The organism is Sphingomonas cavernae (assembly GCF_003590775.1).
Lineage (GTDB): Bacteria > Pseudomonadota > Alphaproteobacteria > Sphingomonadales > Sphingomonadaceae > Sphingobium_A > Sphingobium_A cavernae.
Window position 1 is genome coordinate 1329074 of sequence record NZ_QYUM01000003.1, and the last position, 26445, is coordinate 1355518.

22 protein-coding genes and 1 pseudogene are annotated in these 26445 nt (G+C 64.3%); 14 read left to right on the plus strand and 9 right to left on the minus strand.

The genetic code is table 11. The features are described 5' to 3' along the window. The first annotated feature begins 110 nt into the window (after positions 1–110). A complete protein-coding gene (locus tag D3876_RS14030) occupies positions 111–3575 on the plus strand; it encodes an indolepyruvate ferredoxin oxidoreductase family protein (RefSeq protein ID WP_119763136.1) in 3465 nt (1154 codons plus the stop codon). A 15-nt stretch (positions 3576–3590) separates the two neighbouring features. Here the strand turns inward: D3876_RS14030 and D3876_RS14035 are convergent, their stop codons facing one another. Continuing rightward, complete coding sequence (locus D3876_RS14035; protein WP_119763138.1) at positions 3591–4391, minus strand: enoyl-CoA hydratase/isomerase family protein; 801 nt, start codon at positions 4389–4391, stop codon at positions 3591–3593. A 127-nt stretch (positions 4392–4518) separates the two neighbouring features. On the opposite strand from D3876_RS14035, the gene D3876_RS14040 reads away from it, so the two are divergent. After that, complete coding sequence (locus D3876_RS14040) at positions 4519–6198, plus strand: FAD-dependent oxidoreductase (protein ID WP_119763140.1); 1680 nt, start codon at positions 4519–4521, stop codon at positions 6196–6198. Positions 6199–6276: 78 nt separating this feature from the next. Here D3876_RS14040 and D3876_RS14045 read toward each other — a convergent pair whose 3' ends face one another. The 3 genes and pseudogenes from D3876_RS14045 to D3876_RS14050 form a co-directional block, all read right to left on the minus strand. Continuing rightward, a complete protein-coding gene (locus D3876_RS14045; protein ID WP_338014316.1) occupies positions 6277–6909 on the minus strand; it encodes an IS5 family transposase in 633 nt (210 codons plus the stop codon). Continuing rightward, positions 6879–7088 (minus strand): annotated as a pseudogene (locus D3876_RS20915) (transposase); the annotation flags it as partial. The gene D3876_RS14045 and the pseudogene D3876_RS20915, both read right to left, overlap by 31 nt. Before the next feature lie 476 nt (positions 7089–7564). Then, entirely contained in the window at positions 7565–8572 is a 1008-nt protein-coding gene (locus D3876_RS14050) for a zinc-dependent alcohol dehydrogenase family protein (protein ID WP_119763142.1), read from the minus strand. A 188-nt stretch (positions 8573–8760) separates the two neighbouring features. Between D3876_RS14050 and D3876_RS14055 the strand changes: the two genes are divergently transcribed. From D3876_RS14055 to D3876_RS20920, 7 genes are read left to right on the plus strand one after another with little or no spacing between them, the layout of a single operon-like run. Next, positions 8761–10098: an aromatic ring-hydroxylating oxygenase subunit alpha gene (locus D3876_RS14055; protein WP_238475373.1), complete on the plus strand. Its 1338-nt coding sequence runs from the start codon at positions 8761–8763 to the stop codon at positions 10096–10098. 11 nt (positions 10099–10109) lie between these two features. Continuing rightward, entirely contained in the window at positions 10110–11291 is a 1182-nt protein-coding gene (locus D3876_RS14060) for an FAS1-like dehydratase domain-containing protein (RefSeq protein ID WP_119763144.1), read from the plus strand. Beyond that, a complete protein-coding gene (locus D3876_RS14065; protein ID WP_182912015.1) occupies positions 11288–12949 on the plus strand; it encodes a class I adenylate-forming enzyme family protein in 1662 nt (553 codons plus the stop codon). Before D3876_RS14060 ends, D3876_RS14065 begins: the two co-directional genes overlap by 4 nt. A gap of 43 nt (positions 12950–12992) precedes the next feature. Next, positions 12993–13988 carry a thiamine pyrophosphate-dependent dehydrogenase E1 component subunit alpha gene (locus tag D3876_RS14070; protein WP_119763146.1) on the plus strand — a complete coding sequence of 332 codons (996 nt, stop codon included), beginning with the start codon at positions 12993–12995 and terminating at the stop codon, positions 13986–13988. Next, positions 13985–14971, plus strand: coding sequence for an alpha-ketoacid dehydrogenase subunit beta (locus D3876_RS14075; RefSeq protein ID WP_119763148.1), 987 nt, complete (start codon positions 13985–13987; stop codon positions 14969–14971). Before D3876_RS14070 ends, D3876_RS14075 begins: the two co-directional genes overlap by 4 nt. A 48-nt stretch (positions 14972–15019) precedes the next feature. After that, a complete protein-coding gene (locus D3876_RS14080) occupies positions 15020–15514 on the plus strand; it encodes an alpha/beta fold hydrolase (RefSeq protein WP_238475374.1) in 495 nt (164 codons plus the stop codon). Then, positions 15480–15707, plus strand: coding sequence for an alpha/beta fold hydrolase (locus D3876_RS20920; protein ID WP_238475375.1), 228 nt, complete (start codon positions 15480–15482; stop codon positions 15705–15707). The genes D3876_RS14080 and D3876_RS20920 overlap by 35 nt, the downstream gene beginning before the upstream one ends. Before the next feature lie 154 nt (positions 15708–15861). Here D3876_RS20920 and D3876_RS14085 read toward each other — a convergent pair whose 3' ends face one another. The 4 genes from D3876_RS14085 to D3876_RS14100 form a co-directional block, all read right to left on the minus strand. Further along, the gene (locus D3876_RS14085) at positions 15862–17970 is read right to left on the minus strand and encodes a PKD domain-containing protein (protein ID WP_119763150.1); all 2109 of its coding nucleotides are present in this window, start codon (positions 17968–17970) and stop codon (positions 15862–15864) included. 22 nt (positions 17971–17992) lie between these two features. Further along, positions 17993–18991, minus strand: coding sequence for an acyl-CoA dehydrogenase family protein (locus D3876_RS14090; RefSeq protein WP_238475376.1), 999 nt, complete (start codon positions 18989–18991; stop codon positions 17993–17995). After that, positions 18988–20196, minus strand: a complete 1209-nt coding sequence (locus D3876_RS14095; protein ID WP_119763903.1) for an acyl-CoA dehydrogenase family protein — start codon at positions 20194–20196, stop codon at positions 18988–18990. The genes D3876_RS14090 and D3876_RS14095 overlap by 4 nt, the downstream gene beginning before the upstream one ends. A gap of 94 nt (positions 20197–20290) precedes the next feature. After that, positions 20291–20605 (minus strand): Rieske (2Fe-2S) protein, encoded by a 315-nt coding sequence (locus tag D3876_RS14100; protein ID WP_119763154.1) that lies wholly within the window; start codon positions 20603–20605, stop codon positions 20291–20293. A 175-nt stretch (positions 20606–20780) separates the two neighbouring features. Here D3876_RS14100 and D3876_RS14105 point away from each other — a divergent pair, with 175 nt between their 5' ends. From D3876_RS14105 to D3876_RS14125, 5 genes are all read left to right on the plus strand, one after another. Further along, complete coding sequence (locus tag D3876_RS14105; protein WP_119763156.1) at positions 20781–21245, plus strand: VOC family protein; 465 nt, start codon at positions 20781–20783, stop codon at positions 21243–21245. A 3-nt stretch (positions 21246–21248) separates the two neighbouring features. Next, the gene (locus D3876_RS14110; protein WP_119763158.1) at positions 21249–22988 is read left to right on the plus strand and encodes an FAD-dependent oxidoreductase; all 1740 of its coding nucleotides are present in this window, start codon (positions 21249–21251) and stop codon (positions 22986–22988) included. Further along, the gene (locus D3876_RS14115; protein WP_119763160.1) at positions 22985–23755 is read left to right on the plus strand and encodes an SDR family NAD(P)-dependent oxidoreductase; all 771 of its coding nucleotides are present in this window, start codon (positions 22985–22987) and stop codon (positions 23753–23755) included. Before D3876_RS14110 ends, D3876_RS14115 begins: the two co-directional genes overlap by 4 nt. Positions 23756–23946: 191 nt before the next feature. Further along, the gene (locus tag D3876_RS14120; RefSeq protein WP_119763162.1) at positions 23947–25092 is read left to right on the plus strand and encodes an acyl-CoA dehydrogenase family protein; all 1146 of its coding nucleotides are present in this window, start codon (positions 23947–23949) and stop codon (positions 25090–25092) included. Continuing rightward, entirely contained in the window at positions 25092–26012 is a 921-nt protein-coding gene (locus tag D3876_RS14125; protein WP_119763164.1) for an acyl-CoA dehydrogenase family protein, read from the plus strand. Before D3876_RS14120 ends, D3876_RS14125 begins: the two co-directional genes overlap by 1 nt. 9 nt (positions 26013–26021) lie before the next feature. On the opposite strand, the gene D3876_RS14130 is transcribed toward D3876_RS14125, so the two are convergent. Continuing rightward, positions 26022–26399 (minus strand): EthD domain-containing protein, encoded by a 378-nt coding sequence (locus D3876_RS14130; protein WP_119763166.1) that lies wholly within the window; start codon positions 26397–26399, stop codon positions 26022–26024. Between the last annotated feature and the right edge of the window lie 46 nt (positions 26400–26445).

Below are 26445 nucleotides of genomic sequence, written 5' to 3' on the forward strand. Positions count from 1 at the left end.
AGCGCGCAGCCGGTCAAGCCGCGTCTCCAGCGCAGGCAACGGCAATTTTCGCGACCGGGTTATAGCTGGCTGATGGCGCCCGATACTGCCCGCAGCGAAGAGAGGACGGCATGACCAAGACGGTCGTGACGCTGGACGACAAATACACGCAGGCAGACGGGCAGGTGATGCTCTCCTCGCTGCAGGGCGTAGTGCGCCTCCTGCTCGATCAGGCGCGGCGCGACCGGGCGGCGGGGCTGAACACCGCGGGCTATGTCAGCGGCTATCGCGGATCTCCGATCACCACGCTCGACGCGCAGCTCTGGGCTGCGGACAAGCTGCTCGACGCGCATGACATCCGCTTCGAGCCAGGCCTCAATGAGGAACTCGCGGCGACCTCCTTACGCGGCACGCAGCAGCTCGACTGGTTCGGTCAGCCGCGCGTGGAGGGCGTGTTCTCGCTCTGGTATGCCAAGGGCGTTGGTGTCGACCGCGCGTGCGAGGCGCTGAAGCTCGGCAATATGGAGGGCACATCGCCCCATGGCGGCGTGCTCGTTCTGGCTGGCGACGACCACGCAGCCAAATCCTCGGCATCGGCGCACCAGAGCGAACACACGCTGATCGCGGGCTTCATGCCGGTGCTCTATCCCGCGACGACCGATGAGATCTTGCAATATGGCCAGCTTGGCTGGGCGTTGTCGCGCGCGTCGGGGCTCTATACGAGCATGAAGACGATTACCGACACGCTGGATCTGACCTCGACCGTCAGGCTGCCGGCGCCGGGTTTTGCGATCGCGCAGCCCGCGCTTGACCCGGCAATCAATCTTCATATTCGGCCGGGCATGACAGCGCTTCAGATGGAGGCTCTAACGGTCGATCATCGTCTGCCCGCAGCGCAGGCCTTCGCCGTTGCAAATGCACTCGATCGGGTGACGACCGATGCGCCCACACGCAACCTCACCATCGTCAGTGCCGGAAAGGCGTGGCTCGATGTGTGCCAGGCGCTGCTCGATCTCGGGCTCGACGCCGGACGCTGCGCCGCGCTTGGCATTCGCGTCGTCAAGATCGGCATGGTCTGGCCGCTCGAACCCGATTTCGCGCGCAACGCCTGTTCGGGCAGCCGCGAAGTGCTGGTTGTGGAAGAAAAGCGTCCGCTGCTGGAGGAGCAGCTATCCTCGCTCTTCTACCGCGTGCCCGCCGATCAGCGCCCAGAGCTTGCGGGCAAGCGCACCCCGCAGGGGGCTCCATTGCTTTCATCGGTTGGCGTGCTCGATGCGGGGCGGGTGCGTCGCGCGCTGCTGAACCGGCTGGACGCGCTGGGCCTGATCGACGACGCGCTGCGGGCACAAGCCGCGCGGCTCGACACGCTGGACGCGGCGGGCAGAGACACCATGGCCGCCGCCATCCGGCCTGCCTATTTCTGCTCGGGCTGCCCGCACAACAGCTCGACCGTGGTGCCCGAGGGCAGCAGCGCGATGGGCGCGACGGGCTGCCACGGGCTTGCGGCCTATATGCCTGAGCGGCGGACGCTGCCCACCGTCGGCATGGGTTCGGAAGGCATGCCCTGGGTCGCGGCGCAAAGCTTTGTCGACACGCCGCATATGTTCCAGAATCTGGGCGACGGCACCTATACGCATTCGGGCCTGCTCACGATCCGCGCCTCGGTCGCGGCGAAGAGCAACGTCACTTTCAAGATCCTCTACAACGACGCGGTCGCGATGACCGGTGGGCAGCCCGCCGAAGGCGCATTGACACCCGAGCAGACCGTGCGCGAGCTGGTCGTCGAAGGCGTCGAGCCCGTCATACTGGTGAGCGAAGATCCTTCGCGCTTCGCGTCCAGCGCGCTGCCGGTGGGGGTGCGCGTTCTCCACCGGGATGCGCTTGATCAGGTCCAGCGCGAACTTCGTATGCTGAAGGGCACGTCCGCCATCGTCTATGAACAGACCTGCGCCAACGAAAAGCGCAGGCGCCGCAAACGCGGGGATCATCCGGATCCGGACATGCGCCTCTTCATCAACGCTGCCGTCTGCGAAGGTTGCGGGGACTGTTCAAAACAGTCCAACTGCCTCTCCATCCAGCCGGTCGAAACCGAGTTCGGCCGCAAGCGGATGATCGACCAGTCGAGCTGCAACAAGGATTTTAGCTGCATCAAAGGCTTCTGCCCGTCCTTCGTGACGATCAGCGGCGGCAGGCCTGCCAAACGCGCGCTGGATATGGAGGCGTTGTCGGAACGGCGCGCAGCATTGCCTGAACCGGTGGTCGCGGGCAGTGGCGCGGGCCACGCGATGCTGGTTACCGGCATCGGCGGCACTGGCGTGCTGACAGTCGGGGCTGTGCTTGCCATGGCGGCGCATCTGGAGGGCAAGACCGCAAAGGTGCTCGACATGACGGGCATGGCGCAGAAGGGCGGGGCGGTCACCAGCCATATCCGCATCGCGCGCGATGTCTCCGCTATTCCCTCCGCCCGGCTGGGCACGGGGCAGACCGATATGATCCTTGCCTGCGATCTGATCGTCGCGACCGCGCCCGATGTGCTGAACACGGTGCATGAAGGCACTCGGTTTCTTGGCAATGCGGATGTCGCGCCGACCGGCGAGTTCCAGACTAACGCGGCGCTGGACCTTGCGGCGACCCGCTTTCTGAAGGCGATCGAAAAGCGCATTGCGCCCGAACGCATCGAGACCGTGCGCGCTGCGGTGCTGGCGACCCGGCTGTTGGGCGATGCCATTTTCACCAACCAGATGATGGTGGGCTTTGCGGCGCAGAAGGGACTTCTGCCTGTCTCGATCGCGTCGATCGAGGAGGCGATCCGGCTCAACGGTGTTGCGGTGAAGGCCAATCTCGACGCGCTGGCACTGGGGCGGCTGGCGGCACACGATCCCGAGGGGCTTTTCGCCTTCGCCGAAACGCCGCAGCATGACGCGCCCCGACCGCAAACGCTCGCCACGATGGTGGAGAGCCGGGCCGCACATCTCACCGCCTATCAGAATGCGGCTTACGCGGGCGAATATCGCGCCTTTGTCGATGGCTTGGCGGCGGGTCTCGGGCATCTCGATGCCGAGCCGTTCCTAATCGAGGTCGCGCGGCAGCTCGCGCGGTTGATGGCCTATAAGGACGAATATGAGGTCGCCCGGCTCTACGTCGATCCCGCTTTCATGGCGGCGCTGCGCGATCAGTTCGATGGTGATTTCAGGCTTTCGGCCAATCTGGCCCCGCCGCTGATCTCACGCGTCAAGGATGCGAAAACGGGACGTCCGAAGAAGATCGAGTTCGGACCATGGATCTTCCCGCTGTTTCGCATGCTGGCGAAGCTCAAGGGCCTGCGCGGGACCATGTTCGATCCCTTCGGTTACACCGCCGAACGCCGGACGGAGCGGGCGCTGATCGACGAATATCGGGAGCTGATATCGGACGTCGCCAACCGCCTGACCGAGACGAACCTGGCAGCGGCCACCGAAATTGCAGCCGCCGCCGGCCTTGTCGCCGGCTACGGCGCGGTCAAGGAAGCAGGCGTCGCCAAGTACCGGACGCGCGTCGCGACGCTTGTGGCAGAACTCGATGCGCCCGCCGAGGCCGCCGAACCGGTCGCGGCCTGAACAATAGGAGCGCCGTCACCGGCCGGTAAAATTGGGCTTTCGCTTCTCCTTGAGCGCTGCGATCCCCTCGCGGTGATCGGCACTCCGAACGCTCACGGACTCATAGGCGATCCCGGCCTCCATCACCGCGCCCGCGATCCGCTTGAGCTCAATGTTGGTCAGCACCTTGGTCCAGCGAATGGCGTTTGGCGCGCCGTCGAGCAGGCGCTGGCAGAAGGCATCGACGGCTGCATCCAGTTCGTTCGCGGGCACGGCATAGTTGATCAGCCCGATCTCAGCCGCTTTTGATGCTGTCAGCAGCTCGCCCGTGAGCAGATATTCCTTGGCGCGCGTCAGGCCGATGCGCTGTGCCCAGATCACCGCGCCGCCATCGCCCGCGACAAGCCCGATGCCGACATGCGGGTCGCCGATCCTGGCGGTGTCGGCGGCGAAGATCACATCGCACAGAAGCGCGATGCTCGCGCCGAGCCCGACCGCGTGGCCGTTCATGCGGCAGATGACGGGCTTTTCGATGTCGAGCAGCGCAAACACGATGCGCTTTGCCTGCCGCGCCTCATGGTCGAACAGGTGCGGATTGGCGGCGTTGCGCTCCATATGCGCGATATCGCCACCCGCGGAGAAGGCCTTGCCCGCGCCGGTCAGCAGGATGACGTCCGATTCCGTATCCTTGCCCGCAAAGGCTAGTGCGTCGGGAAGCTCGTCATGAAGCTCGAGGTTCACCGCATTGAGCGCGTCGGGGCGGTTGAGCGTCACGACGAGCATCCGGCCGCGGCGCTCGAGCAGGATCGTGCGGAATTTCGGAACGTCGGCTGTCATCGGCAGAATCTCCCTGGCACCCCCTTATCACGCCGGGGCGATATGCAAATGTCGCCGGGGCGATAAGCACTTGTGCGCGCTACCCGACGGCGCTCTATTCCGGCCGGGAAGACAGGGAGAGCGGTGCATGAGCGGGTTTGACGAGACATTCGACTGGGTAGTCGTGGGCAGCGGCGCCGGGTCGATGAGTTCGGCGCTCGTCATGCGGCAGGCGGGCAAATCCGTACTGATCCTCGAAAAGTCGCGCTGGGTGGGCGGCACGACCGCGAAATCCGGCGGCGTCATCTGGGTTCCCAACAACCGTTTCCTGAAGGAAGCCGGGGACGAGGACAGCGCGCAGGCCGGCATCGACTATCTGGACGCCATATGCGCCGACATCCCCGGTTCGTCGCACGAAAAGCGCCTCACCTATGTCAACGAAGGGTCGAAAATGATCGACTTTCTTGTCGGTCAGGGCGTGGAACTGGAACGTGGCTCCGCCTCCGGCTTCTGGCCGGATTATTATGACGAAGCGCCAGGGGGCTGCAAAACCAGCCGCACGGTTGTCGCCAAGCCCTTCGACAAGAAGGAGCTGGGGCCGTGGGCGAAGAAGCTGCGCAAGGGCTTCCTGGAAGTGCCCGCCCGCCTCGAGGAAGGGATGAAGCTCGCATATGTCCGCCGGGATCCCGCGCTCAAGAAAGTGAAGCGTTCGCTGATCCTGCGCACGATCGGCACGCGGCTGACCGGCAAGCATTATGTGACTGCCGGCGCCGCGCTGCAGGGGCGGATGCTTCAGGCGTCGCTCAAGGCAGGCGTCGATATCCGCACCGAATCCCCGGTCAGCGAACTGATCGTCGAGAACGGCAAGGTCACAGGCGTCGCAACGGTGAAGGACGGCAAGCCCTGGCGCGTCGGCGGCAAGCTGGGCGTGCTCGTGAACGCGGGCGGCTTCGCGCAGAACCAGGCGATGCGCGACAAATATATGCCGGGCACGCGTGCCGAATGGTCGCAGACCAATGAGAGCGACACCGGCGACCTGCATGTCGAGATGGAACGGATCGGCGGCGTGCTCGCGCAGATGGACCAGATGGTCGGCTATCAAAGCACGCTCGCGCCCGGTTGGGAGCGAGCCTATGTCACGCCGCCCGCCCAGAGCCTGACGGGCAAGCCGCATGCGATCCTGGTCGATCAGACGGGCGTGCGCTTCATGAATGAAGGCGGGTCTTACGAGCTTTATTGCGAGACCATGCTCAAGCGGAACCAGGCGGTGCCCGCGGTGCCGAGCTGGGCGATCCTCGACCAGCAATATGCCGAATACTATCAGGTCGCCGGCAAATGGATCGACAAGAAGACGCCCAAGGGGTGGCTTGAATCGGGCTATCTGCACAAGGCCGATACGATCGAGGCGCTGGCCGCGAGCATCAAGGTCGAGCCCGCCACGCTCGCCGCGACCGTCGCGCGCTGGAACGGTTTTGTCGCGCAGGGCAAGGACGAGGATTTCCACCGTGGCGAGCGCGCCTATGACGAATGGCTCGGCGATCCCTATCACGGCCCTGTGCGCGCGCTTGGCGACATTGCGAAGGGACCGTTCTATGCGGTGCCCGTCGTGCCGGGCGACGTCTCTACCTATGGCGGCGTCGTGACCGACGCGCAGGGACGCGTGGTCAAGGCCGATGGCGCGCCGATCGAAGGGCTCTATGCAACGGGCGTTTCAAGCGCCTCGGTGATGGGCGGCGTCTATCCGGGCGCGGGCGCGAGCATCGGCCCGTCGCTCACCTTCGGCTATATCGCCGCCAAGCATGCCGCGGGGCTGGGGAACGAGTTTTAGGATTCATTCTGACGCGATCGGAAATCGCCCTTGACCTTGCCGCGATGGAGAAACGGACATTCGTTAAGTGTGCTTGCGCTAGGCGGCGTGGACGAATTTGATCCAAAGCCGGATGGCAGCGAGATGGACCATGCCGAGGAAACTTGAGGGCGTTTGATCGTAGCGGGTGGCGACGGCACGATTGATTTTCAGCTTGCCGAACATTCGCTCAATGCCGTTTCGCTGCCTGTAGAGCTGCCGATCGTGCTCGATCCTTTCTCGGCGATTGGAGCGCGCCGGGATGACAGCCTGTATGCTGCGGCTCGCGAGATCGGCGCGAATGGCGTTGGTGTCGTAGCCTTTGTCGGCCAGCAGAGCCGCCGGAGCGCGGTCCGGCAGGCGGATCAGCGTGTCATAGGCCGTGCAGTCGGCGGCTTCACCACCAGTCAGGTGGAAGGCGACGGGGCGTCCTCGGGCATCAGCCAGACAGTGAAGCTTACTGGTGAACCCGCCCCGCGAGCGGCCAAGAGCGCGTCGACAAGTCCCCCTTTTCCGCCCGCTGCCGAGACCTGGGCGCGAAGGGTGGTGCTGTCGATGCTGTAGTGTCCGGTGTCGGCCATGATCTCGGCAAGCGTCACCGACACGGCCTCCCAGACCCCGGCCTCGCTCCAACGACGGAACCGCCGGTAGATCGTGTTCCAATTGCCGTATTTTGGCGGGACATCGCGCCAAGCAGTCCCACAGCGCAGCCGCCAGAGTATGCCGTTGACTATCGAGAGATTCTGCTCAGGCCTGCGGCCGCGCCCTCGGTTCTCTGGCTCGATCGGCAGCAGACCCTTCAGAACGCGCCATTCTGCTTCGCTCAGATCGCCCCGGCTCAAACCTGCCTCCAAAAGGCAGCCTTGAATCAACCCACACCGTCCACGTCAACCAATTCGTCCACGCCGCCTAGTGCGCATCGTGGGCTTGGATAGAGCAATGGAAACCTACCGCCGCGCGTGGCTTTATACAGCTTGGATGCTTCTCGTTTTCCTCACGATGCCCATCTGGCTGTTCGGATTTCTGGCGAAGATGGGAGATGCCTACTTCCTACTCGGAGGCGTCGTTTGGCTGCTGCACGGATTGTCCGCGGTCTTGCTGTTCCGTTGCTCAGAATGCGGCACGTCTCTCTTTCGAACCAGCTCCAGCTTCATGCCCCTCTATACACCATGGCCGCACCGTTGCTGTGGGGAAACTGGCCGCGACCACCAAGGAACGTGACGACGCATTGGGGCGCTGCACGTCATAGCGTCCAACCATAGCGAATGGCGGGTATCGCGGAGCCCGTCGAAGGCCGTGAAGGTCCGGCTTTGGGTCGAAAAAGGCCGAGGCGTTGCGACCTTGCTCCCTAAAGCAGGTTGATCCCGACCTTGCCGAAGAATTGTCCGCTTTCGAGGTGGCGATAGGCGTCCTGGATGCGGGGCAAGTCATATACGACATCGACCACGGGCCGGATCGCGTGGGTCGCGCAGAAGGCTAGCATCGCTTCATGATCCGCGCGGTTGCCGACGGTGATGCGTGCGACGGGATGGCCGCCGACGTCTGCCTGGCTCCAACTGAATTTGGAGCCGAGCATGCCGATCGCGGATATCACGCCGGTGGGATTGAGCAACGATGCCGCGGTATCGATCTGGCTTGCACCGACGACATCGACGATGATGTCGACGCCCTTGCCACTCAGTTCGCTGCGAACCGCTGCGGCCCAGTCCGGGTGGGTGCGGTAATTGACTGTCACGTCCGCGCCGAGCGCCCGGGCGCGGGCGAGCTTGGCGTCGGAGGAGGAGGTGATCGCGACATGCGCGCCCGCCGCCTTGGCGAACTGGAGCGCGGCGAGCGAGACGCCGCCCGTGCCCTGGCAGAGGATCCATTCGCCGGGCCTGAGCGGGCGGTGCTGGAACAGCGCGTTCCATGCGGTCAGCCCCGCGCAGGTCATCGTCGCCGCCTCGAGATCGCCCATGCTGTCAGGGACGAGGCACAGGCTGTCGGCGGGAAAGGTCGCATATTGCCGCGCCACGCCATCGGCGCGGCCGCCGAGCATGTCCATTGTGGGTTGCGGGCCGGTGAGCCAGCCTAGCGCGAAGATCGGATTGACGCGGTCGCCGGGTTTCACGCGCGTGACGCCGTCGCCCACGGCGATCACTTCGCCAGTCGCGCAGGAGAGGGGGACGTAGTCGGGCTCCTTGGCGAGGCCCGACATCATGCCCTTGGCGATGATGATGTCGCGGAAATTGAGCGTCGCGGCCTTCAACCGGACGAGGGCTTCGCCCGCGCCAGCCTCGGGCACGTCCACCTCATGGACGTTCACACCCTCGATCCCTGCGCCGCCCACAGCGACCGCAGCCAGCATCTTCGTCATGCGCCGTCTCTCCTTTCGGCCAAAATGTGTCGATCGGTGCGCATTGCAAGCCGGCGCTTGTCTCTATCGGCGCAGCGATGTTGACCGGGCTGCAGTCGGCAATGCTGAGCCTTTCCTTGCGCCAAGCCGCTCCATAGGGAGGATATGACGTACAGGGCCGTCACGGCCCATGGAGAAGGATCGCAGCGATGGACGCGATGGCGCCGACGGAACGGCCGTTGACCGAACGCCCGGTCATCATCGGCAATGAAGCCTATGTGTCGGACGGCTATGCGCGGGCCGAAGCGGACAAGCTGTGGCCCAGGGTCTGGCAAGTTGCGTGCCGTGAGGAAGAGATCCCCGATGTCGGTGATTACGTCACCTACGACATCATGGACGATTCGATCATCGTCGTGCGTGCCGCCGAAGACAGGATCGCGGCCTATTTCAATGTCTGCCCGCATCGCGCGCGCCGGCTGACCGAGGGCTGCGGGCATGCCAGCCGTTTCGTGTGCCCCTTCCATGCCTGGAGCTGGGACAGGGACGGCAACAATGTCGGCGTCGTGCGCGGCGATGCGTGGGGCGATGCGCTCAACCCCGAGGATATCCGGCTGAAGTCGGTTCAGGTCGACACATGGGGTGGCTGGGTCTTCGTCAACATGGACCCCGACGCGATTCCGCTGCGCAACTATCTGGAACCCGCCGCGACGATGCTCGATCCGTTCGAGCTGGCGAAGATGCGCTATCGCTGGCGGCAATGGCTGCATTTTCCCTGCAACTGGAAGGTCGCGGTCGAGGCGTTCATCGAGGGCTATCATGTGCCGGGGACGCACCCGCAGCTCACGCGCTATTCACCCAAGCCGACCTGGAGCGATGCCAGGGGTATCCACGGCGTGTTCGGTTCGGCGGCGGGTCAGGGGACGGGCGGCGCGAGCGCGGGCGCTGCAGGTGCGCCCGACATGCGCGTCGGCCTCGCCGCTTCGCTCAACCAGCTCTGGGAGGAAGTGAACGCGACGACGACCGAGACGATGGTCAGGGTCGCCAACCTGCTGGTCGAGGAACTGCCGGAGGGCACGCAACCGCTCGAAGTGCAGATGCACCTGATGAAGCGGACGATCGAGGAGGATGCGAAGCGGGGCGTGATGTGGCCGAAGATCGATCCCGCGCGTTTCGCGGCGTCGGGCAATGTCTGGCACCTCTTCCCAAACACCGTCATCATCCACGGGCCGACCTTCGCGCTCTGCTATCGCGCGCGGCCCAATGGCGATGACCCTGATAGCTGCATCTTCGAGGTCTATACACTCGAGCGTTACCCGGAAGGCGAAGAACCCCGACCCGAAAACCTGCACAGGCCCGAGCCAAGCGTCGAAAACTGGCGCAAGGTGCTGACGCAGGATTTCTCGAATATGGGCGCCGTGCAGCGCGGGCTCAAATCGCGGAGCTTTTCGGGCATGCGGCCAAGTCCCGTCGAGGAGCGTGCGCTCATCAATTTTCACCGCGTGCTTGCCGATTACATGGGCACCGGCGCGCCGCAACCGCTTGATTGAAGGATAGAATAATGGCCGATCAGGAACCGGTCGTGATGGACACGAGCGATGTCGACAAGTGGGTCGGCAAGCCCGTCATCTTCGCCGAGATGTGGGACCCGTGCAACGCGACCGACATTCGCCGCTGGGTGCAGGCGCTGGACTATCCCAACCCGATCCACTGGGACGAAGAATTCGCGCGCGGTTCGAAGTTCGGCGGCATCGTCGCCCCGCAATCCTTCACCGTTGCGATGGACTATGGCCATGGCTGCCACCCGGCCTGTGTCGGCAAGGTTCCGGGCACGCACCTGATCTTCGCGGGCGAGGAATGGTGGTTCTACGGCACGCCCGTCCGCCCCGGCGACAAGCTGGTCCAGGATCGTCGCTTCGACGGCTATAGCGTCACCGACACCGCCTTTGCGGGCCCGACGATGTTCGCGCGCGGTGATACCGTGCACCGCAACCAGAATGGCACGCTGATCGCCAAGGAACGCGCGACCGCGATCCGCTATCTTGTCGAGGAAGCGAACAAGCGCGGCGTCTATGGCAGGGACAAGCGTAGCCCCAAGACTTGGACCAAGGAAGAACTGGCGGAAGTCCACAAGCTCCGCCACGAATGGATCCTCTCCAATCGCGAGGGGAAGTCGCCGCGTTTTGCCGACGTCAAGGTGGGGGACAAGCTGCCGCGCCGCGTGATCGGTCCGCATTCGGTGGTCAGCTTCGCCAATGAGTGCCGCGCGCATCGCCAGAATATCTGGGGCACCTGGCGATGGAACGCGCCCGAGGGCGTCCACGATCCAGCCAGGGAAGATGCAGGCTTCGGCGCGGACATGAGCTACGACCATGAAGCGCGCAAGATCGACCCGCGCATGGGTGACGGCCTGTATCACGGCCCCTCCTCCGGCCACATCAACGCCGAAAAGGCCGAGAATGTCGGCATGGGCGGCGCCTATGGCTATGGCGCATCGATGAACGCATGGCACCTCGACACCATCGCTTTTTGGGCGGGGCATGAAGGCTATATCTGGCATAGCAAGACGCAGTTCCGCTCGCCCGCCTTTGAAGGCGACGTGACCTATGTCGATGCCGAGGTGATCGAAAAGCTCGACATGTCGCCCTTCGGCATGCCGGTGGTGCGCGTGCAGACCGTGATGACCACGCAGCACGGCGAGCAGATCCTCAAGGGCACCGCGCAGGTGGAGCTGCCCTATTGAGTAATCCCGCCGATCCCGCCCTGTCGCTTGTCCACGGCCTCCCGCTGAACGAGGAGGCGGGGCAGGGCGCGCACACGATTCCCGGTTATCTCGAAGAGGTGCGAGCGCGCCACGGTGCGGCCGACGCCGTCATCATGCGCACGGCGCTTGGCCGAACCTGCTGGAGCTATGACGACCTCCACGCGCGTTCGGTCGAGGTGGCGAAGGCGCTGGTCGCTGCGGGTACGGCCAAGGATGCGCGCATCGGCGTGTTGATGGCCAATCGCCCGGAATATCTCTCCGCGATGTTCGGCATTGCAATGGCGGGCGGCGTGACAGTCGCGCTCAGTACCTTTTCGACGCCGGAAGAGCTCGAACATCTGATCAAGGCGTCGGCGATCGAGCTGCTGCTGTTCGATACGCGCGTGCTGAAAAAGGATTTCGCGTCCGTTCTGAAGGATATCGACCACGGGCCGTTCCTCAACCAACTGGTCCAGCTCGACAGCGTGACTGACGACGAACCCTCCGCGCCGGGCTATGAAGGCTGGGAGGCTTTCCTCGCGAGCGGCGCGGACGTGCCCGACAGCCTGATCGCGGCGCGCGCGGCGAGCGTCTCGCCGTCGGACATTGGCGGCATCTTCTTCTCCTCGGGCACGACCAGCCTGCCCAAGGGCATCGTCCACTCGCAGCGCGCCTTCGCCGTCCAGTGGTGGCGCTGGCCGCGCGTCCTTGGCATGCGCGAACCGGTGCGAAGCTGGACCGGCAACGGCCTGTTCTGGTCGGGCAATGTCAGCCTCGTCATCGCGACGTCGCTTTCGACCGGAGGTGCCGCGATCCTCCAGCCCGTCTTCGACGCGAGCGCGGCGCTCGACGTCATCGAGAAGGAGAAGGTGAGCTTCCTGACCGGCCGTCCGCATCAATGGGCGCGCGTCCAGGCCGCGCCCAACTGGCAGGGCGCCGATCTTTCCAGTCTGAAATACGTCACCAAGGGCGAGCTCATCACCGAGCATCCGACGGTCAGCACCGACTGGAAGACGCCCGGGGCGTTCGGCACGACCGAGACGATGACGATCTGCACCGCCTTCGACGCCGACACATCAGAAGAAGCTGGTGCTGGCAGCTTCGGCAGGCCGCTTCCCGGCAACATCCTGAAGATCGTCGATCCGGTGACGCGCACGATCGTGCCGCGCGGGACACGCGGCGAGATGTGCATCAAGGGGCCGACGTTGATGTCGGGCTATCTCGGCAAGACCGCCGAGCAGTGCTTCGACGACGAAGGATTCTACTGCACCGGCGATGGCGGCTATGTGGACGGCGAGGGGCGCTTCTTCTGGGAAGGCCGGCTGACCGACATGATCAAGACCGGCGGCGCCAATGTCGCGCCCGAAGAGGTCGATACGATCATCGCCAACTATCCGGGCGTGAAGCGCAGCCAGACGGTGGGTGTGCCAGACGATCTGCTTGGTGAAATGGTGGTCGCGTGCATCGTCCCCGTAGACGGCGCGGACATCGATGAGGCAGCGCTGACCGCGCATCTCAAGGAGAAACTGGCGAGCTTCAAGGTGCCGCGTAGGATCCTGTTCTTCAGCGAGGAGGAATTCGCGCTGACCGGCAACGAGAAGGCGCGCGCCGCCGATATCCGAAATATCGCCGGGGCGAGATTGACCTCCAGCGCCTGACGGCCAATTGAGTGGGGCATTCCAACGGCCATTGAGGAACCCCATGGCAGAGCTGAGCAACGCCCCCGCGCCAAGTCCGGAGACGCTGGTTGATATCTACCGGCGCATGATCCGTATCGAGCGCAATGACGACGCCATCCGCAAGACGATCCGTCTCGGGCGTCTTACCATGCCCTATTATTCGGCGCGCGGGCAGGAAGTGATTCCATCCACCGTGTCCGCGTTTCTCAACAACGACGACACGATCTGCACGATCTATCGTGGCATCCACGACATGGTCGCCAAGGACATGCCGCTGCGTCCGCTCTGGGCGGAAATCGCGGGCCGCGTCGACGGCACCTGCAAGGGCAAGGGTGGCCCGATGCACCTGACGCACCCCGAAACGGGTGTGATGGTGACCACGGGTATCGTGGGTTCGTCGATGCCGATCGCCAATGGCCTTGCCTGGGCGGCACTGCTCGATGGCAGCAAGCGCGTGACGGTCGCCTATTTCGGTGACGGCGCCTCCAATATCGGCGCGTTCCACGAATCGCTGAACCTGGCTTCGGTCTGGAAGCTGCCGGTGATTTTCGTCTGCCAGAACAACGGCTTTGCGGAGCACACCCGCTACGAGAACGGCACCGGCGTCGATTTCATCTCGAAACGTGCGGCGGGTTACGGGATGCCCGGCTACACCGTCGACGGCAACGATCCCTGGGCGATGTATGCCGCGGTGCATGAGGCTGTTGCCCGTGCGCGCGACGGCGAGGGGCCGACGCTGCTCGAATGCAAGACCTTCCGTTTCATGGGCCACGTCTTCGGCGATGACGACAAGTACATGACCAAGGAAGAAAAGGCTGAGGCGATCGCGAAGGACCCGCTGCCCGCCTTCCGCGCGCGATTGATCGCCGAAGGCCATGCCACCGAAGAGCAACTGGCGAAGATGCAGGCCGATATCGAGGCCGAAGTCGAGGACGCGCAGGAATTCGGTCTGGCGAGCGAATTCCCGTCGGTCGACGAACTCCGCCGCGATGTGTTTGCCGAGGAGATCCCCGCATGAGCGGCAAGAAGATGAATGCGCTCCAGGCCGTCAATGCGGCGCTCGCCAAGGCGATGGAGCAGGACCCCAAGGTTATTGTGTTCGGCGAAGACGTCGCCGACCGCGAGGGTGGTGGCGTGACCGGCGCGACCGCGGGCCTTTCGACGCGTTTCGGCGATGATCGCGTGAAGTCGACGCCGATTTCGGAACAGGCGATCATCGGTGCCGCCATCGGCGCTGCGCTCGGTGGCTACAAGCCCGTCGCCGAGATCATGCTGATGAACTTCACCACCGTCGCCATGGACATGATCTTCAACCATGCCGCGAAGCTGCGCTTCATGTCGGGCGGCCAGAGCCAGGTGCCGATCACCATCCGCACGCTCACCGGCGCCGGCTGGCAGACCGCGGGCCAGCATGCCGATCACCTCGAGGGCTGGTTCGCGCACACCGCGGGCATCAAGGTTGTCGCACCGTCCAACCCGGCCGAATATTACGGCCTGCTGCTCTCGTGCATTCAGGATCCCGATCCCTGCATCTTCATCGAATCCGCGGGCACGCTGTTCATCCCGGGCGAAGTGCCCGACGATCAGGCGCCGATCCCGCTGGGCAAGGCGCGCGTCGTGCAGGAAGGGACCGACGTCACCATCGTTTCCTGGTCGTCGCAGCTCGTGCGTTGCCAGCAGGCGCTGCCTGCACTGGCTGAGGCGGGGATTTCCGTCGAACTCGTCGACCTGCGAACGGTTTCGCCGTGGGACAAGGAAGCCGTGCTGGCCTCTGCGGCCAAGACGGGTCGTGTTCTGATTGCGCACGAGGCAGTCCGCAGCTTCGGCCCCGGCGCCGAAATCGCCGCGACCGTCAACGAGGAACTCTACGGCAAGCTCAAGGCGCCGGTTCGCCGGCTCGGCGCGCCCTATTCGCCTGTGCCTTTCTCCAAGCCGCTTGAGGATGCCTATATCGTCTCGCCCGAAAGGGTGGCTGAGGCGGTCAAGGGGCTGATGGCCTGACATGACCAGCCAGCCTGCCTTCGCCCTGCTGCATGGCGGCGCAGTTGGGTGTGGGAGCACACCGCCCGCGCGCTGTTGGGGTTCAGCGCGCGGGTGCTGGTACTGGATGTGCCCGGCTGTGGCACCAAGCGCGACCGGGACACGATTGCGCTCGGCGTCGAGGAAGTGGCGGACGAACTGCTCTCCGACATTGCAGCGGCGGGCATGGACGACGTGGTGCTCGTCGGTCATTCGCAGGCGGGAACGATGCTGCCCGTGCTCTGGCAGCGACAGGCCGGATCGCTCCGTAAGCTGATTTATGTGTCCTGCTGTGCGCCGTTGCCCGGCCAGAATGTGCTCGAAATGATGGGCTACGGACTTCACGGCGAAAGTCCCCACGAGGTCGGCTGGCCGCTCGATCCCGAAACGCATGGCAAGGAAGAACAGCGGCTGCTGACCCTGTGCAACGACATGGAAGAGGCGCAGGCGCGCGATTTTTTTGGGGTGCCTCGATCAGGACAGTTGGCCGATGCCCGTAACCTTCGCGGCGCATTGGAGCTATGATCACCTCACAGACGCACCCTCGACCTATGTGATCTGCGAGCGCGACGGAATCCTGCCGCCTGAATGGCAGCAACGCTTTGCACAGCGACTGCATGCGCAGCGGATCGTTCACATCGACGCGGGGCATCAGGCGATGAACACGCAGCCCGAGCTGTTGGCGGAACTGCTGATGACTGAGGCCGAGTCCCAATGACAGGTTAGAGCAGGGTACGCGAAACCGGGTTCAGTGCTCCTGCGAAGGCAGGAGCCCATCTGTCCGGGTGATTTGTCGCTTGTAGCATCGGCTCCGGGTCAAGCCCGGAGCACATACCTGGATCAGATTTAATGCGTCCCGCTAGTGGTTCGCGCTACTCCACCACCACCCGTACTCGCCCCAGATTCTGGATGCGGGCATAGGGCGTGGCGGCATCGCCATTCCGTTCTGAGGCCACGCGCAGGGCGGGGAAGTAGGTGCCCGGTTTGGTGAAGCTGTGGCTCGCCTTCAGAGTGAGGCTGGTCTTGGGCGCGCCGGGGAGTTGCGCCTTCACCGGGAAGGTTCCTTCACCCTCGAAATCCCAGTCGGCAGAGACGATCTTGCCTGTGCCGGGCGGCACATCGATCGTGGCGGAGAAACTGACGCTTTGACCCGTCTTGACCACCGCCTTCGCCCCGCCATTGACGGTGACGATCGCGACCGGCTGGATGCCTTCGCGCGTTGCGGCAGCCGCGGGGACAATGACCTGACCGTCATCGATACGATAGGCGGTGCTGGCCGGCGGCGCGACGCCCTTTTCGACCCACAATGAAAGATCGCGCAGCGCCTGCTGGAGGACGCCGAGGTAGCTCACAGTGCGGGTGGGGTCTTCCTGGCGGCTGTCGTCGCCGTGCAGCGCGTGATCGACCATCCAGATACGGAAATTATCGTTGCCCCCGGCTGCCCTGACGCGCTGGCGATACCAGTCGCCCTGCCACGGCATCGCCTCGCGATCCCATAGCGATTCCACCACGATCATCTTGCCCTGGAACTTGCCGGTCATTGGCGGCTGGCCGAACGGCTTACCCGTGGTGGCTGCGGTAAACAGCGGCCCGAGGAGCATCGGGCGTTGCGGATAGAGCGGCTTGCCATCGGCCCCGCTGAACTGGTCCCACACCGGATAGCCGGCGTCGGCCGGCGGCACCTGGTGCCAGTGATAGGTCTCGGCAGCTAGAAAGTTGCTATTGTCGACGCGGACTTGATCGCCCGCCTTGATCGTTGCGGCGACCGTTGCATCGACCACGCCGAGGATCACGATGTCGCCCTTGATCCGGCTGATCGTCAGCCGCTTGCCCGAAGCGAGGATCAGGTCGCCGCCGACGAAATAGGTGGAGGGCGGCGCGCCTGCGAGGCGGAACGCGACGACGCGCTGTGCTTCCGCGCCCTGCAAGGCCGCGAAGGCATTGTCGACATTGGACGTGCCGTCGGTGAGCCGTGTGTCGAGCTTCAGTTGCTGCGCTTCCAGCGCGGTGATCGGTGCCGCGACCTTCGTGTCATATTGCAGGCGGTAGCCGGTAAATTTTTCCGGATGATCGTGCCCCAGATAGCCCGGCTTCGTCCAGAAATCGGTAAAATAGCCGGCATCGGCCATCAACATCCCACCATAGAGCGCGGCAAAGCCGTGGATGCCCATCGTCTTGTAGCCGAACCAGGACGGCGTTGGAAAACCCATCGCGGTCACTTCGCGCAGCACCGATGCCTGATCGGGCCCGAGACCGGCATAGGGATCGCCGCTGCCGCCTGGTTCCACCGCGTCGAGTATTTGCGGGAACTTGTCGTTCAGGATGCGCATCGCCCGCATCCGCACCGAAAACATGTTGGGCGGCGCCATCGGCGATCCGAGCACATAGGGAACGACACCGTCCCACACGCCTTGTGTGTTCTCGATCGATCCGACCGTGCGGAAGCCGCCGCCGCTGCCGCCAAAGGCGTAGCCATAAGGGCGCGCCCCGCCGTACATCTGCTGCGCCACGACGCGCGAATAGCGAGCGGCGGCGGCATTGGCGCGATAGGCGGCGATGGTGAAATCGAGCGGCTTGCCCGGCTGTCCCACCATGTCGCGCCCGCCGCCATTGGTCTCGACGAAATAGGCGCCGGAGGCGATCGCGAAACCGATCTTGTTCTCCTCCCCGGCCGGCATCTTCTGTGTGAGATTTTCGTCGTCGGGCACCGGCGTGATATGCTGGAAGAAGCGGCCCTGATATTGCTGTTTTTCAGGAAGATAGAAGGAGAAGCGCGTTTCGGTGCCCTTGAATCCGCCATGGACATAGCGGTGACGGACGGGTGCGTCGCGCCATTCGTCGATGTCGATATAGGGCTCTTTGAACATCGGATCCTCCGCAGCGGTAGCAGCGAGTGGCGTCTTCTCTTCGCCCATGGCCGGCGCGGCCAGCGCCACGGATAGCGCTGTCAGGCATGCGGCGGTCACAATCCGTCTCATCATCAATCCTCCCCCGGTTTCGGGATTATGCGGCCCCTATTTCGAGAGCCCGTCTGCCTGCTTGTTCTTCCCAATGATCGGCATCGCCACCCAGCGCGCAATTGAGCATCGCCCGCTTCAGGAACAGATGACATGGATGCTCCATCGTGAGCCCGATGCCGCCATGGAGCTGGATCGCCTCCTCGGCGATCGTGCGATAGACCGTCGTTGCATGCGCCTTGAGCGCGCCCGCCTGGACGACGCTGACCGACGCCTCGGCCGCGTTGGCCCAGAACAACGCCTCCGCGGCCGAGAGCCACGTCTTCATGTCGGCGACGCGGTGCTTCAGGGCCTGGAACATCGCCAGTGGCCGGTCGAATTGTCGACGGGTGCCCAGATATTCGATGGTCATTGCAAGCACGGCCTCGGCTCCGCCAAGCGAGTCTCCGGCAAGCGCGAACAGAAGCTGTGCCTTTAGCCGCCGGGCGAGGGCGTCCGCAGCGTCGCCTTCGGCCAGCACGAGCCCGCCACCGCTCTCGCCAGGCGTGATGTCGAACAGTCGGCGAGTCTTGTCCCAGGTGTCGCGCGCGAGGATCGTGATTCCAGCCGAATCGGTCGGGACGAGCAATATTCGAGCGTCCTCCACCACGAGCACTTGGCTTGCGCGGTCTGCATCGGGGACGCAGGCGTGCAGTCCGGTTGTGCTGACGCCGGCGAGCGAGGCGGTCATCACCTCGCCACCCATTGCGCGCGTCAGCAGGTCGTCTCGCGCCGTGAGCCCATCGGCCGCGGACAGCGCCTCGATCACGAGCATCTGCGCCATGGCAGGGCCGGGAACCAGCGCACGCCCCAGCGCGGTGTGGATCACGCCTGTCGCATCGGCGCCCAGGCCTAGTCCGCCCAGATCTTCGGGCACGGCCATCATCAGCCAGCCCATTTCGGCGATCAGGTTCCAGCTTTTCTCCGCGTCGGGGGCAAGGTCGCCTTGGCCGAAGGCTTTTTCGGCTGCATCCTGCAGTTCTGCGCGGCTGACGTTCATGCTCATGCAGCGCCTCCCGCCAGCGTCCAGCCTTTGGGTTCGCGCGGCATCGCCAGCAGACGCTCCGAAATGATGTTGCGCTGGACCTCGTCGCTGCCGCCCGCAATCGTCCAGGCATAGCTGTTCATGAAGTCCGCCATCCAGTTGCCCGTCTCCATGCCGCCGCCGAAGGTGATTGGGGTGTGGTATTGGGCATCCATGCCGCCGAGCCTGAGCCCGAGCAGCGTGAATTCGCGCAGCGTGCGCGAATAGGAGAGCTTGACGAGCGAAGCATCGCCGACGCGCTCGACGCCCGCGATGCGGTTGGCAAGGAACTGGTCGGCGAGCGCGCAGGTCGCGTCCACCCTGGTCGTCAGCCGTCCGAAATCGCGCAATATGCCGACATCGTTCTCCCGGCCCGTCTCGCGGATCAGGTCGCCGATCCGCCACAGCGCACCACGCATGCGCGCGCTCAGTTCCAGCAGTGTCAGGCCGCGTTCGGAGGACAGCGTCGATTGTGCGACGGCCCAGCCCTGGCCTTCTTCGCCGAGGCGGTCTTCCACGGGTATCTCGACATTGTCGAGGAACAGCTCGGCAAATTCCTCGTCGCCGTGAATCTGGTGAATCGGCCGCGCCGTGACGCCTTTGGTCTTTAGGTCGAGGAGCAGATAGGTGAGCCCCGCCTGCTTCGCGCCTTCGGTGCTCGTGCGCACGAGGAGCAGGCACTTGTCGGCGAACTGGCCCATGGTCGACCAGAGCTTCTGTCCGTTGACGACATAGACATCGCCCTGACGTTCGGCGCGCGTCTTGACGCCCGCGAGATCGGAGCCGGCATTGGGTTCCGAAAAGCCCTGGCACCAGATCTCACCCTCAAGGATGCGCGGAATATATTGCTTCTGCTGTGCCTCGCTGCCCCATTCGAACAGGGTGCATGCGGCATGATAGGTGGACATGAAGGAAAGCAGCAGGCGCGGCGTGTCCGCACGAGCGAGCTCCTCGTAAATCACCTTCTGCTCGGCGAGGCTGCGGCCGCCGCCCGGCCATTCGGCGGGCCAGTGCGGCACGGCGTATCCGGCTTCGGCAAGCTTTGCGAACCAGCCGCGCTGCATGTCCAGAAAGGCTTCGTGGCTCGTGCAGGACTCACGCCAGCCGCGTGGCGCGTTCGCCTCCAGCCAGGCGCGCACGTCATGTCGCAGCCGTTCGAGTGCGTCGGTCAAAAACCCGGCCTCCAGAGATTCCACATCATCCATCAACGCTAGGCATCAATTCGCCGCGACGCCGCAAGGCGTCCAGCCATATATCGGCAAGGCGATGCGGCGGGCGACCCTATACCGCTATTTCTATCGTCTCGCCGGTTAAGCGCACGGGAAAGACCACGATCGGGTCCTTGGCGGGCGGATTCATGGCCTCGCCGGTTTCAAGGTCGAAGCGTGCGCCATGTGCGGGACAAGCGATCCAGCCGTTCCTGATGCGCCCGCACGCCAAGGGCTCTTCGGCATGCGAACACTGGTTCTCGACCGCGAAAATTCGGTCCTTCGTGTTGCACAACAGGATGGAGCGACCACCAACTTCCACCACCTTCACGGTGTCGGGGGCAACTTCCTCGACCTTGGCCACGGCAATAAAAATCTGTTCGCTCATCCTTGCGCCTTGCATTCCCGTTCTGCGCTTCCCTTGCGGTGGGAAGCCGCCATGCGCAATGCATGGGCTTCGTCGTGGCGCGCAAGAGCAAGCGGCTCTGCCGCGCCGGTCATTTCGCTCGGGCGGCGCGCGGCCAATACATGGGACAAGACGCGGAGAGGAGCGCAAGCGGCCGATGAGCGACAATTATTACCAGTACGCCTATGTGACGACCGACTGGAAGCGCGCGATGGAGGATATCGCCCGGACGCACGATATTGGCGGCTTCATGGAAATGCCCGAGTCCGAGTTCGATACGGGTGAGGGACGAAAGGCCGTCTGCCATTTTGCGCTGGCGTACAAGAACGACCTGCAGTTCGAGATCATCCAGCCGCTTTCGGGCAACGCCAGCGTGTATCATTGGGGCCTTCCGGAAGAAGGCTACGCCACCCGTTTCCACCATCTTGGCCGTCATTTCGAGGACCGCGCCGAGTTCGACGGTCATCTCGCGTCGGCAAAGGCGCGCTGGGCGCTGCCGATCGCCGCCGATACCCAGGGGGGCACCTATGCCTATTTCGATGCGCGCGCCGATTTCGGCCATTTCATCGAATATTTCTGTTTCCCCAAGGGCTCGCACCTCGACGCAGTGCCGAGGTTCTAGCCGATGAGCGACATTTTCGACGTCGTCGTGATCGGGTCCGGCGCTGCGGGGGCCGCGGCAGCGCTGCGCGCCGCCGAACTGGGGCTTTCTGTGCTCATCGTGGAGAAGGCGCACAAGTTCGGCGGCACATCGGCCACCTCGGGCGGGGTGATGTGGATCCCCAATCACGGGCTCGACGGCGACAGGGGCGACAGTCGCGAAGCCGCGCTCGAATATCTTGAGAGCGTCATCCAGTCGCCAGTCAATGTCGAGCGGCTGCGCGCCTATGTCGACAATGCCCCAGAAATGCTGCGTTTTCTCAAGAAAACGGGCGTGCCGGTAATGGCGGCGGCCTGGCCCGATTATTTCCCTGAAAAGCCGGGCGCGAGGTCCGATCGCTCGGTCATCGCCCCGACCTTTGACGGGCGCGAGCTGGGCGATGGGTGCTACCCGCTGATGCGCGAGCAGTATAACCGCTTCAAGCTGTTCCACCGCTACGCCATGGACCTGACCGAGACCTTCGCGCTGATGATGCGCTCGCGCGGCTGGCAGTTCACGGTCGCCCGGATGATCACGCGCTACTGGACCGACCTCTCGACGCGTCGTGCGTCGCACCGCGACCGCCGCTTCACCCAAGGGGCGGCGCTGATGGGCGCGGTCTACAAGCAGGTGTTCGCGCGCGGCGTCGAACTTCGCATGGAAACCAGGCTGGAAGAGGTGAACGTCGACAAATCCGGCACTGTGACCGGCGTGACGGTCAGCAACCATGGCCGCCGCTATGCGATCAACGCGCGACGCGGTGTCGTGCTTGCCGCTGGCGGGTTCGAGTGGAACCAGGAGCTTCGCGACCGTTTCTATTCCGTGCCGGGCCTTTCGCGCCATAGCTCGACCCCAGAGGATGCCAATCGCGGCGAGGCGCTGATCGCCGCCGAGAAGATCGGCGCTTCGGTTGAGCACACCGGGCAGGGCTGGTGGATCCCGACCATGACGCTGCCCATGCCCAAGGCGTCCAATTTCCACGAGATCCATCAGGCCGCATTCGATGTGGGGAGGCCATATAGCGTCTGCGTGAACCGCAACGGCGTGCGCTTCGTTGATGAGGCGACGGGCTATGACAGCTTCGGGCAAGCCATGGTCGACGATCATCTCAAGACCGGGGCCAACATGCCTTGCTGGCTGATCTTCGACGCGAAGTTCCGCAACAAGTTCAGCGCGGGCGGGCTGATGCCCTCGGTCCACACACCCGACTGGCGCGTGCCCGGCGATTGGTGGGATCACTATATCTACCGCGCTGACACGATCGAGGCGCTTGCCGCCAGGATCAACCTGCCCGTGGAGCCGCTCACTGAAACCGTGCGCAAGATGAATGACTATGCGCGGACGGGCGTCGATCCTGAATTCGGGCGCGGCGGCAATGTCTACGACCAGTTCTTCGGCGATCCGACGTGCACGCCCAACCCGAACCTTGGCCCCATCGACAAGGCGCCCTTCTATGCGGTGCCGATCAATAATGGCGACCTCGGCACCAAGGGCGGGCTGCGCTGCGATGCGCGGGCGCGCGTGCTCGACGGCAAAGGCAACCCGATCCCCAATCTTTATGCGGCGGGCAATTGCTCGGCGAGCCCATTCGGCGATTGCTATCCGGGCGCAGGCGGGACGATCGGGCCAGCCATGACCTTCGGCTTCGTTGCCGCCAATGACATCGCCGAGCGCACGGGAAATCAGCGTGGCCGGCAACACAATCTTCTGGAGGAAAATGCGTGAGTGAAGGGCAGGTTGCGATCGTCACGGGGGCTGCTGGCGGTATCGGTGAAGCGATCGTCCGCAAGCTCGGCGAACAGGGTGTCGCGGTCGTCGGCACCGGCCGCAACGAGGCGAAGCTCAAGGCGCTGGGCGATGCGCTCAAGGGGGCGATGCGGTTCAGCTATGTCCTTGCCGATGTGGTGGACGAGGACGCACCTAGGCGCATCGTCGACCATGCGATCAGCACCTTCGGAGGCGTGGCCTATCTGGTCAATAACGCCGGGGCGGGCGTCTGGGCGCCCGTTCATCAGACCACCGACGCGATACTTGATGAAGTAATCGGGATTTCGCTCCGCGCGCCTTTCAGGCTGTGCCGCGAAGTTCTGCCGCATATGGGCCGGGGTTCGGCCATCGTCACCATCGGTTCCACCTTCGGCCTGATGGGTGGGCTCGACGGCGGCATTTACTGCGCAGTGAAGGCGGGGCTGACCGGGCTGACGCAGACCATGGCCGCGCAATATGGCGAGCAGGGCATTCGCTCCAATATCGTCGCGCCAACGGTGGTGAAGACTCCGATGACCGAGGCCGCATGGGACTATCCCGCATTTCAGCGCATCAATCAGGGACTGACCCCATTTTACCGCGATTGCCTGCCCGACGACGTCGCAAATGCCGTTGCCTTTCTCTGTTCGGACAGGGCGGAGTTCATCAACGGGCAGGTGATCGCGGTGGACGGCGGATGGTCGACGACGCGGATGATCAATTCGCGCTTCGTGCCGCAGGAATAGCCGTCCGCCCGCGAGGAGCATAAATCATATCACCGGGGCGGTGAATTGCCGCGCGCGGGGCCGATCCCGTGTCGCGCCCTTGTTAGTACGCGCGCGAGTCCACTAACGAGCATAGAGGCGTCCGCCGCAAGGTCCGGACGCGCCGAAACTGTGTCTGGCCGGAGGCGCTCCTTTGTGGAACGAACAGCCCCATGAACTTTGAGTGGACGGAAGAAGAGAGCGCGTTTCGCAAGCGGCTGCAGGATTTCCTCGCCGCTACGCTGCCCGATGACTGGGAGCGTTTTTCGCAGCACGGCCCCGCATCGCCCGCGCTCACCGACTATGCGCGCACCTTTTGCGGCAAGCTGGCCGCCGATGGCCTGCTCACGCCGCACTGGTCCAGGGAGATAGGCGGGCAGGGGCTTGATCCATGGCATCAGACGATTCTCGCCGAGGAAATGTGGATCGCGGGCGAACCGCGCGGCGGCCAGTATATGAACGTCAACTGGGTCGGCCCGACGTTGATCAAATATGGCACGCCCGAACAGCAGGCGCGCTTCCTTCCTCCTATTACCGACGGCAAAGCCTTGTGGTGTCAGGGCTTTTCCGAGCCCGGTTCGGGATCGGACCTCGCATCTCTTCGCACGCGCGCTGTGCTGGACGGCGACAACTACCGCGTCTCGGGCCAGAAGATCTGGACCAGCTACGCGGGTCTCGCCGACACCTGTTTCCTGCTGTGCCGCACCAGCGACGATCGCAAGAAGGGCATTTCCATCCTTCTCGTGCCAATGGACACGCCGGGGATCACGGTGCGGCAAATCCCCTCGCTGATCGGCGAAGGCGACATCCATGAGGTCTTCTTCGACGATTGCGTCATTCCCGTCAGCGCGCGTCTTGGCGAAGAGGGGCAGGCGTGGGAAATCATTGGCTTTTCGCTCACCAACGAACGGCTCGGCATCCCGCGCTATTCGCTGGCCCGGGCCGTGCTCGACCGCGCGGTCGGCATTCTCAAGGAGCAGGGCGAATTCGACAGCGAAGCCGTACGGCTTGAGGCTGCGCACGCCGCTGCGCTCTGCGAGGCCGCACGGATGGCGAGCTATGCGATCGTCGACCGGCGCTGCCGCGGCGAGGCGATAGGCGCCGAGTCCAGCTCGGCGCGCTTCGCGACGGTGATGGCGGAACGCAAGGTCGCCGAGTTCATCGTCGAATATCTGCCCGGTGCACTTGTCGATGAGCATCCCTATCTGAAGATGCACCACCAGCGCGGGATCGTCGCGGGCATCGCAGCGGGGGCTGCGGAGATCCAGCTCAACATCATCGCGACTGACGTCCTCAAGCTTCCGAGGGAGCCGCGCTGATGGATCTCGCGCTTTCATCCGACCAGATCGCCATTCTCGACGCGATCGATTCACTGGCGAAGCCCTATGCCGGCGCGCCGATCCACGACGCCGGATTCGCGCTGGTCAGCGACGACCTCGACCGTGAGCTGGCCGAGGGCGGTTTTCTTGACGTGGCGTTCGATCCCGATCTCGGCGCGGTGTCCGCTGCGCTCATCGTCGAACGGCTCGCACGCCTGCCCTATGCGGTGGAGGCGGCCGTCAGTGCGCTGGTGCGGCCCTTGCTGGGCGACACGCTTTCGCGACCGATGTGCCTTGTTGAAGAGGGCAGAACGCGTCGTCCCGTGCGCTTCCTCAAGGCCGGCGCGACCGTCGTCATCGTCGGCAAGGGCACGGTATCGAGCTTCACCGTGACCGAGGCGCAGGTTCGCGCCGAGCCGGAGTCGCTCTACGGCTACCCGATGGGTACGTTACTGAGTGTGCCCGCGAACATGGCCGCTCACGACGTGTCGGCGGACGAGCTACGCACGCGCTGGCGCATCGCGCTCGCCGCCGAGGCAGCGGGGCTCCTCGCGGCCGCGCTCGACAGCACCGCCACCTATGTGACCGACCGCCAGCAATTCGGCCGGCCGCTCGCGACCTTCCAGGCGCTGCGCCACCGCCTTGCCGAGGCGCAAGTGCGCGCAAACGGCGTCTACTGGCTGGCGATGAAGGCGGCGGGCACGCTCGATGCGGGCGATGCGGCATTGGCAGCGCTTCATGCGCAGGAATCGGCGCGCGCGACGGTCTACGATTTCCACCAGTTCCTTGGTGCCATGGGCATGACGCTCGAGCACCCGCTGCACCTGTGGACCTATCGCCTCAAGGCGTTGATTGGCGAGCTCGGTGGCAGGGGCGCGCAGGGCGTCGCGGCCGCCGATGCAATATGGTGCGCAGCTTAGCAGACCGGCTTATCCGGCCAAAGCCGACTCGCATTCAACGACCGTCGCCATGCGGGTCTTCTCGCGGTCGAACAGTTGCTTTTCGTCCTCGACCACCTCGTCCGGCATGATGCTCGTCGCGAGGTAGTTTACGGTTCCGCGGAAGATGGCCTCGTCCTCGAACCACAGCTCGGTAATCACGTCGAATTGCAGCTCGTCGCTGGATCCCGTTTCGGGATTGGGTTGAGGCGTCAGAAAGCGCCGGACATATCGACTGACGCCCGATGTGTATTTGGCGCAAAGCGGCGCGTGGTGGTTCTCATAATAATCCTGGAAGGCCTCGAAGGTCATTCCCGGCCGCCGCTTCATAAAGAGCAGGATCTTGTAGGTCGTCACGCGATCCGCCATGCGCGTTATCCTCTCGTCCGTTTTGTTATGACGCAATCTGGCCACA

Excerpts from the sequence above, each read along its gene's own strand:
- D3876_RS14105 (WP_119763156.1), top strand. The coding sequence starts at position 20,781 with ATGAGCGACAATTATTACCAGTACGCCTATGTGACGACCGACTGGAAG.
- D3876_RS14035 (WP_119763138.1), bottom strand. The coding sequence starts at position 4,391 with ATGACAGCCGACGTTCCGAAATTCCGCACGATCCTGCTCGAGCGCCGC.
- D3876_RS14125 (WP_119763164.1), top strand. The coding sequence starts at position 25,092 with ATGGATCTCGCGCTTTCATCCGACCAGATCGCCATTCTCGACGCGATC.
- D3876_RS14050 (WP_119763142.1), bottom strand. The coding sequence starts at position 8,572 with ATGACGAAGATGCTGGCTGCGGTCGCTGTGGGCGGCGCAGGGATCGAG.
- D3876_RS14120 (WP_119763162.1), top strand. The coding sequence starts at position 23,947 with ATGAACTTTGAGTGGACGGAAGAAGAGAGCGCGTTTCGCAAGCGGCTG.
- D3876_RS14110 (WP_119763158.1), top strand. The coding sequence starts at position 21,249 with ATGAGCGACATTTTCGACGTCGTCGTGATCGGGTCCGGCGCTGCGGGG.
- D3876_RS14040 (WP_119763140.1), top strand. The coding sequence starts at position 4,519 with ATGAGCGGGTTTGACGAGACATTCGACTGGGTAGTCGTGGGCAGCGGC.
- D3876_RS14130 (WP_119763166.1), bottom strand. The coding sequence starts at position 26,399 with ATGGCGGATCGCGTGACGACCTACAAGATCCTGCTCTTTATGAAGCGG.
- D3876_RS14030 (WP_119763136.1), top strand. The coding sequence starts at position 111 with ATGACCAAGACGGTCGTGACGCTGGACGACAAATACACGCAGGCAGAC.
- D3876_RS14055 (WP_238475373.1), top strand. The coding sequence starts at position 8,761 with ATGGACGCGATGGCGCCGACGGAACGGCCGTTGACCGAACGCCCGGTC.
- D3876_RS14090 (WP_238475376.1), bottom strand. The coding sequence starts at position 18,991 with ATGAGCATGAACGTCAGCCGCGCAGAACTGCAGGATGCAGCCGAAAAA.
- D3876_RS14100 (WP_119763154.1), bottom strand. The coding sequence starts at position 20,605 with ATGAGCGAACAGATTTTTATTGCCGTGGCCAAGGTCGAGGAAGTTGCC.
- D3876_RS14075 (WP_119763148.1), top strand. The coding sequence starts at position 13,985 with ATGAGCGGCAAGAAGATGAATGCGCTCCAGGCCGTCAATGCGGCGCTC.
- D3876_RS14060 (WP_119763144.1), top strand. The coding sequence starts at position 10,110 with ATGGCCGATCAGGAACCGGTCGTGATGGACACGAGCGATGTCGACAAG.
- D3876_RS14070 (WP_119763146.1), top strand. The coding sequence starts at position 12,993 with ATGGCAGAGCTGAGCAACGCCCCCGCGCCAAGTCCGGAGACGCTGGTT.
- D3876_RS20920 (WP_238475375.1), top strand. The coding sequence starts at position 15,480 with ATGCCCGTAACCTTCGCGGCGCATTGGAGCTATGATCACCTCACAGAC.
- D3876_RS14085 (WP_119763150.1), bottom strand. The coding sequence starts at position 17,970 with ATGATGAGACGGATTGTGACCGCCGCATGCCTGACAGCGCTATCCGTG.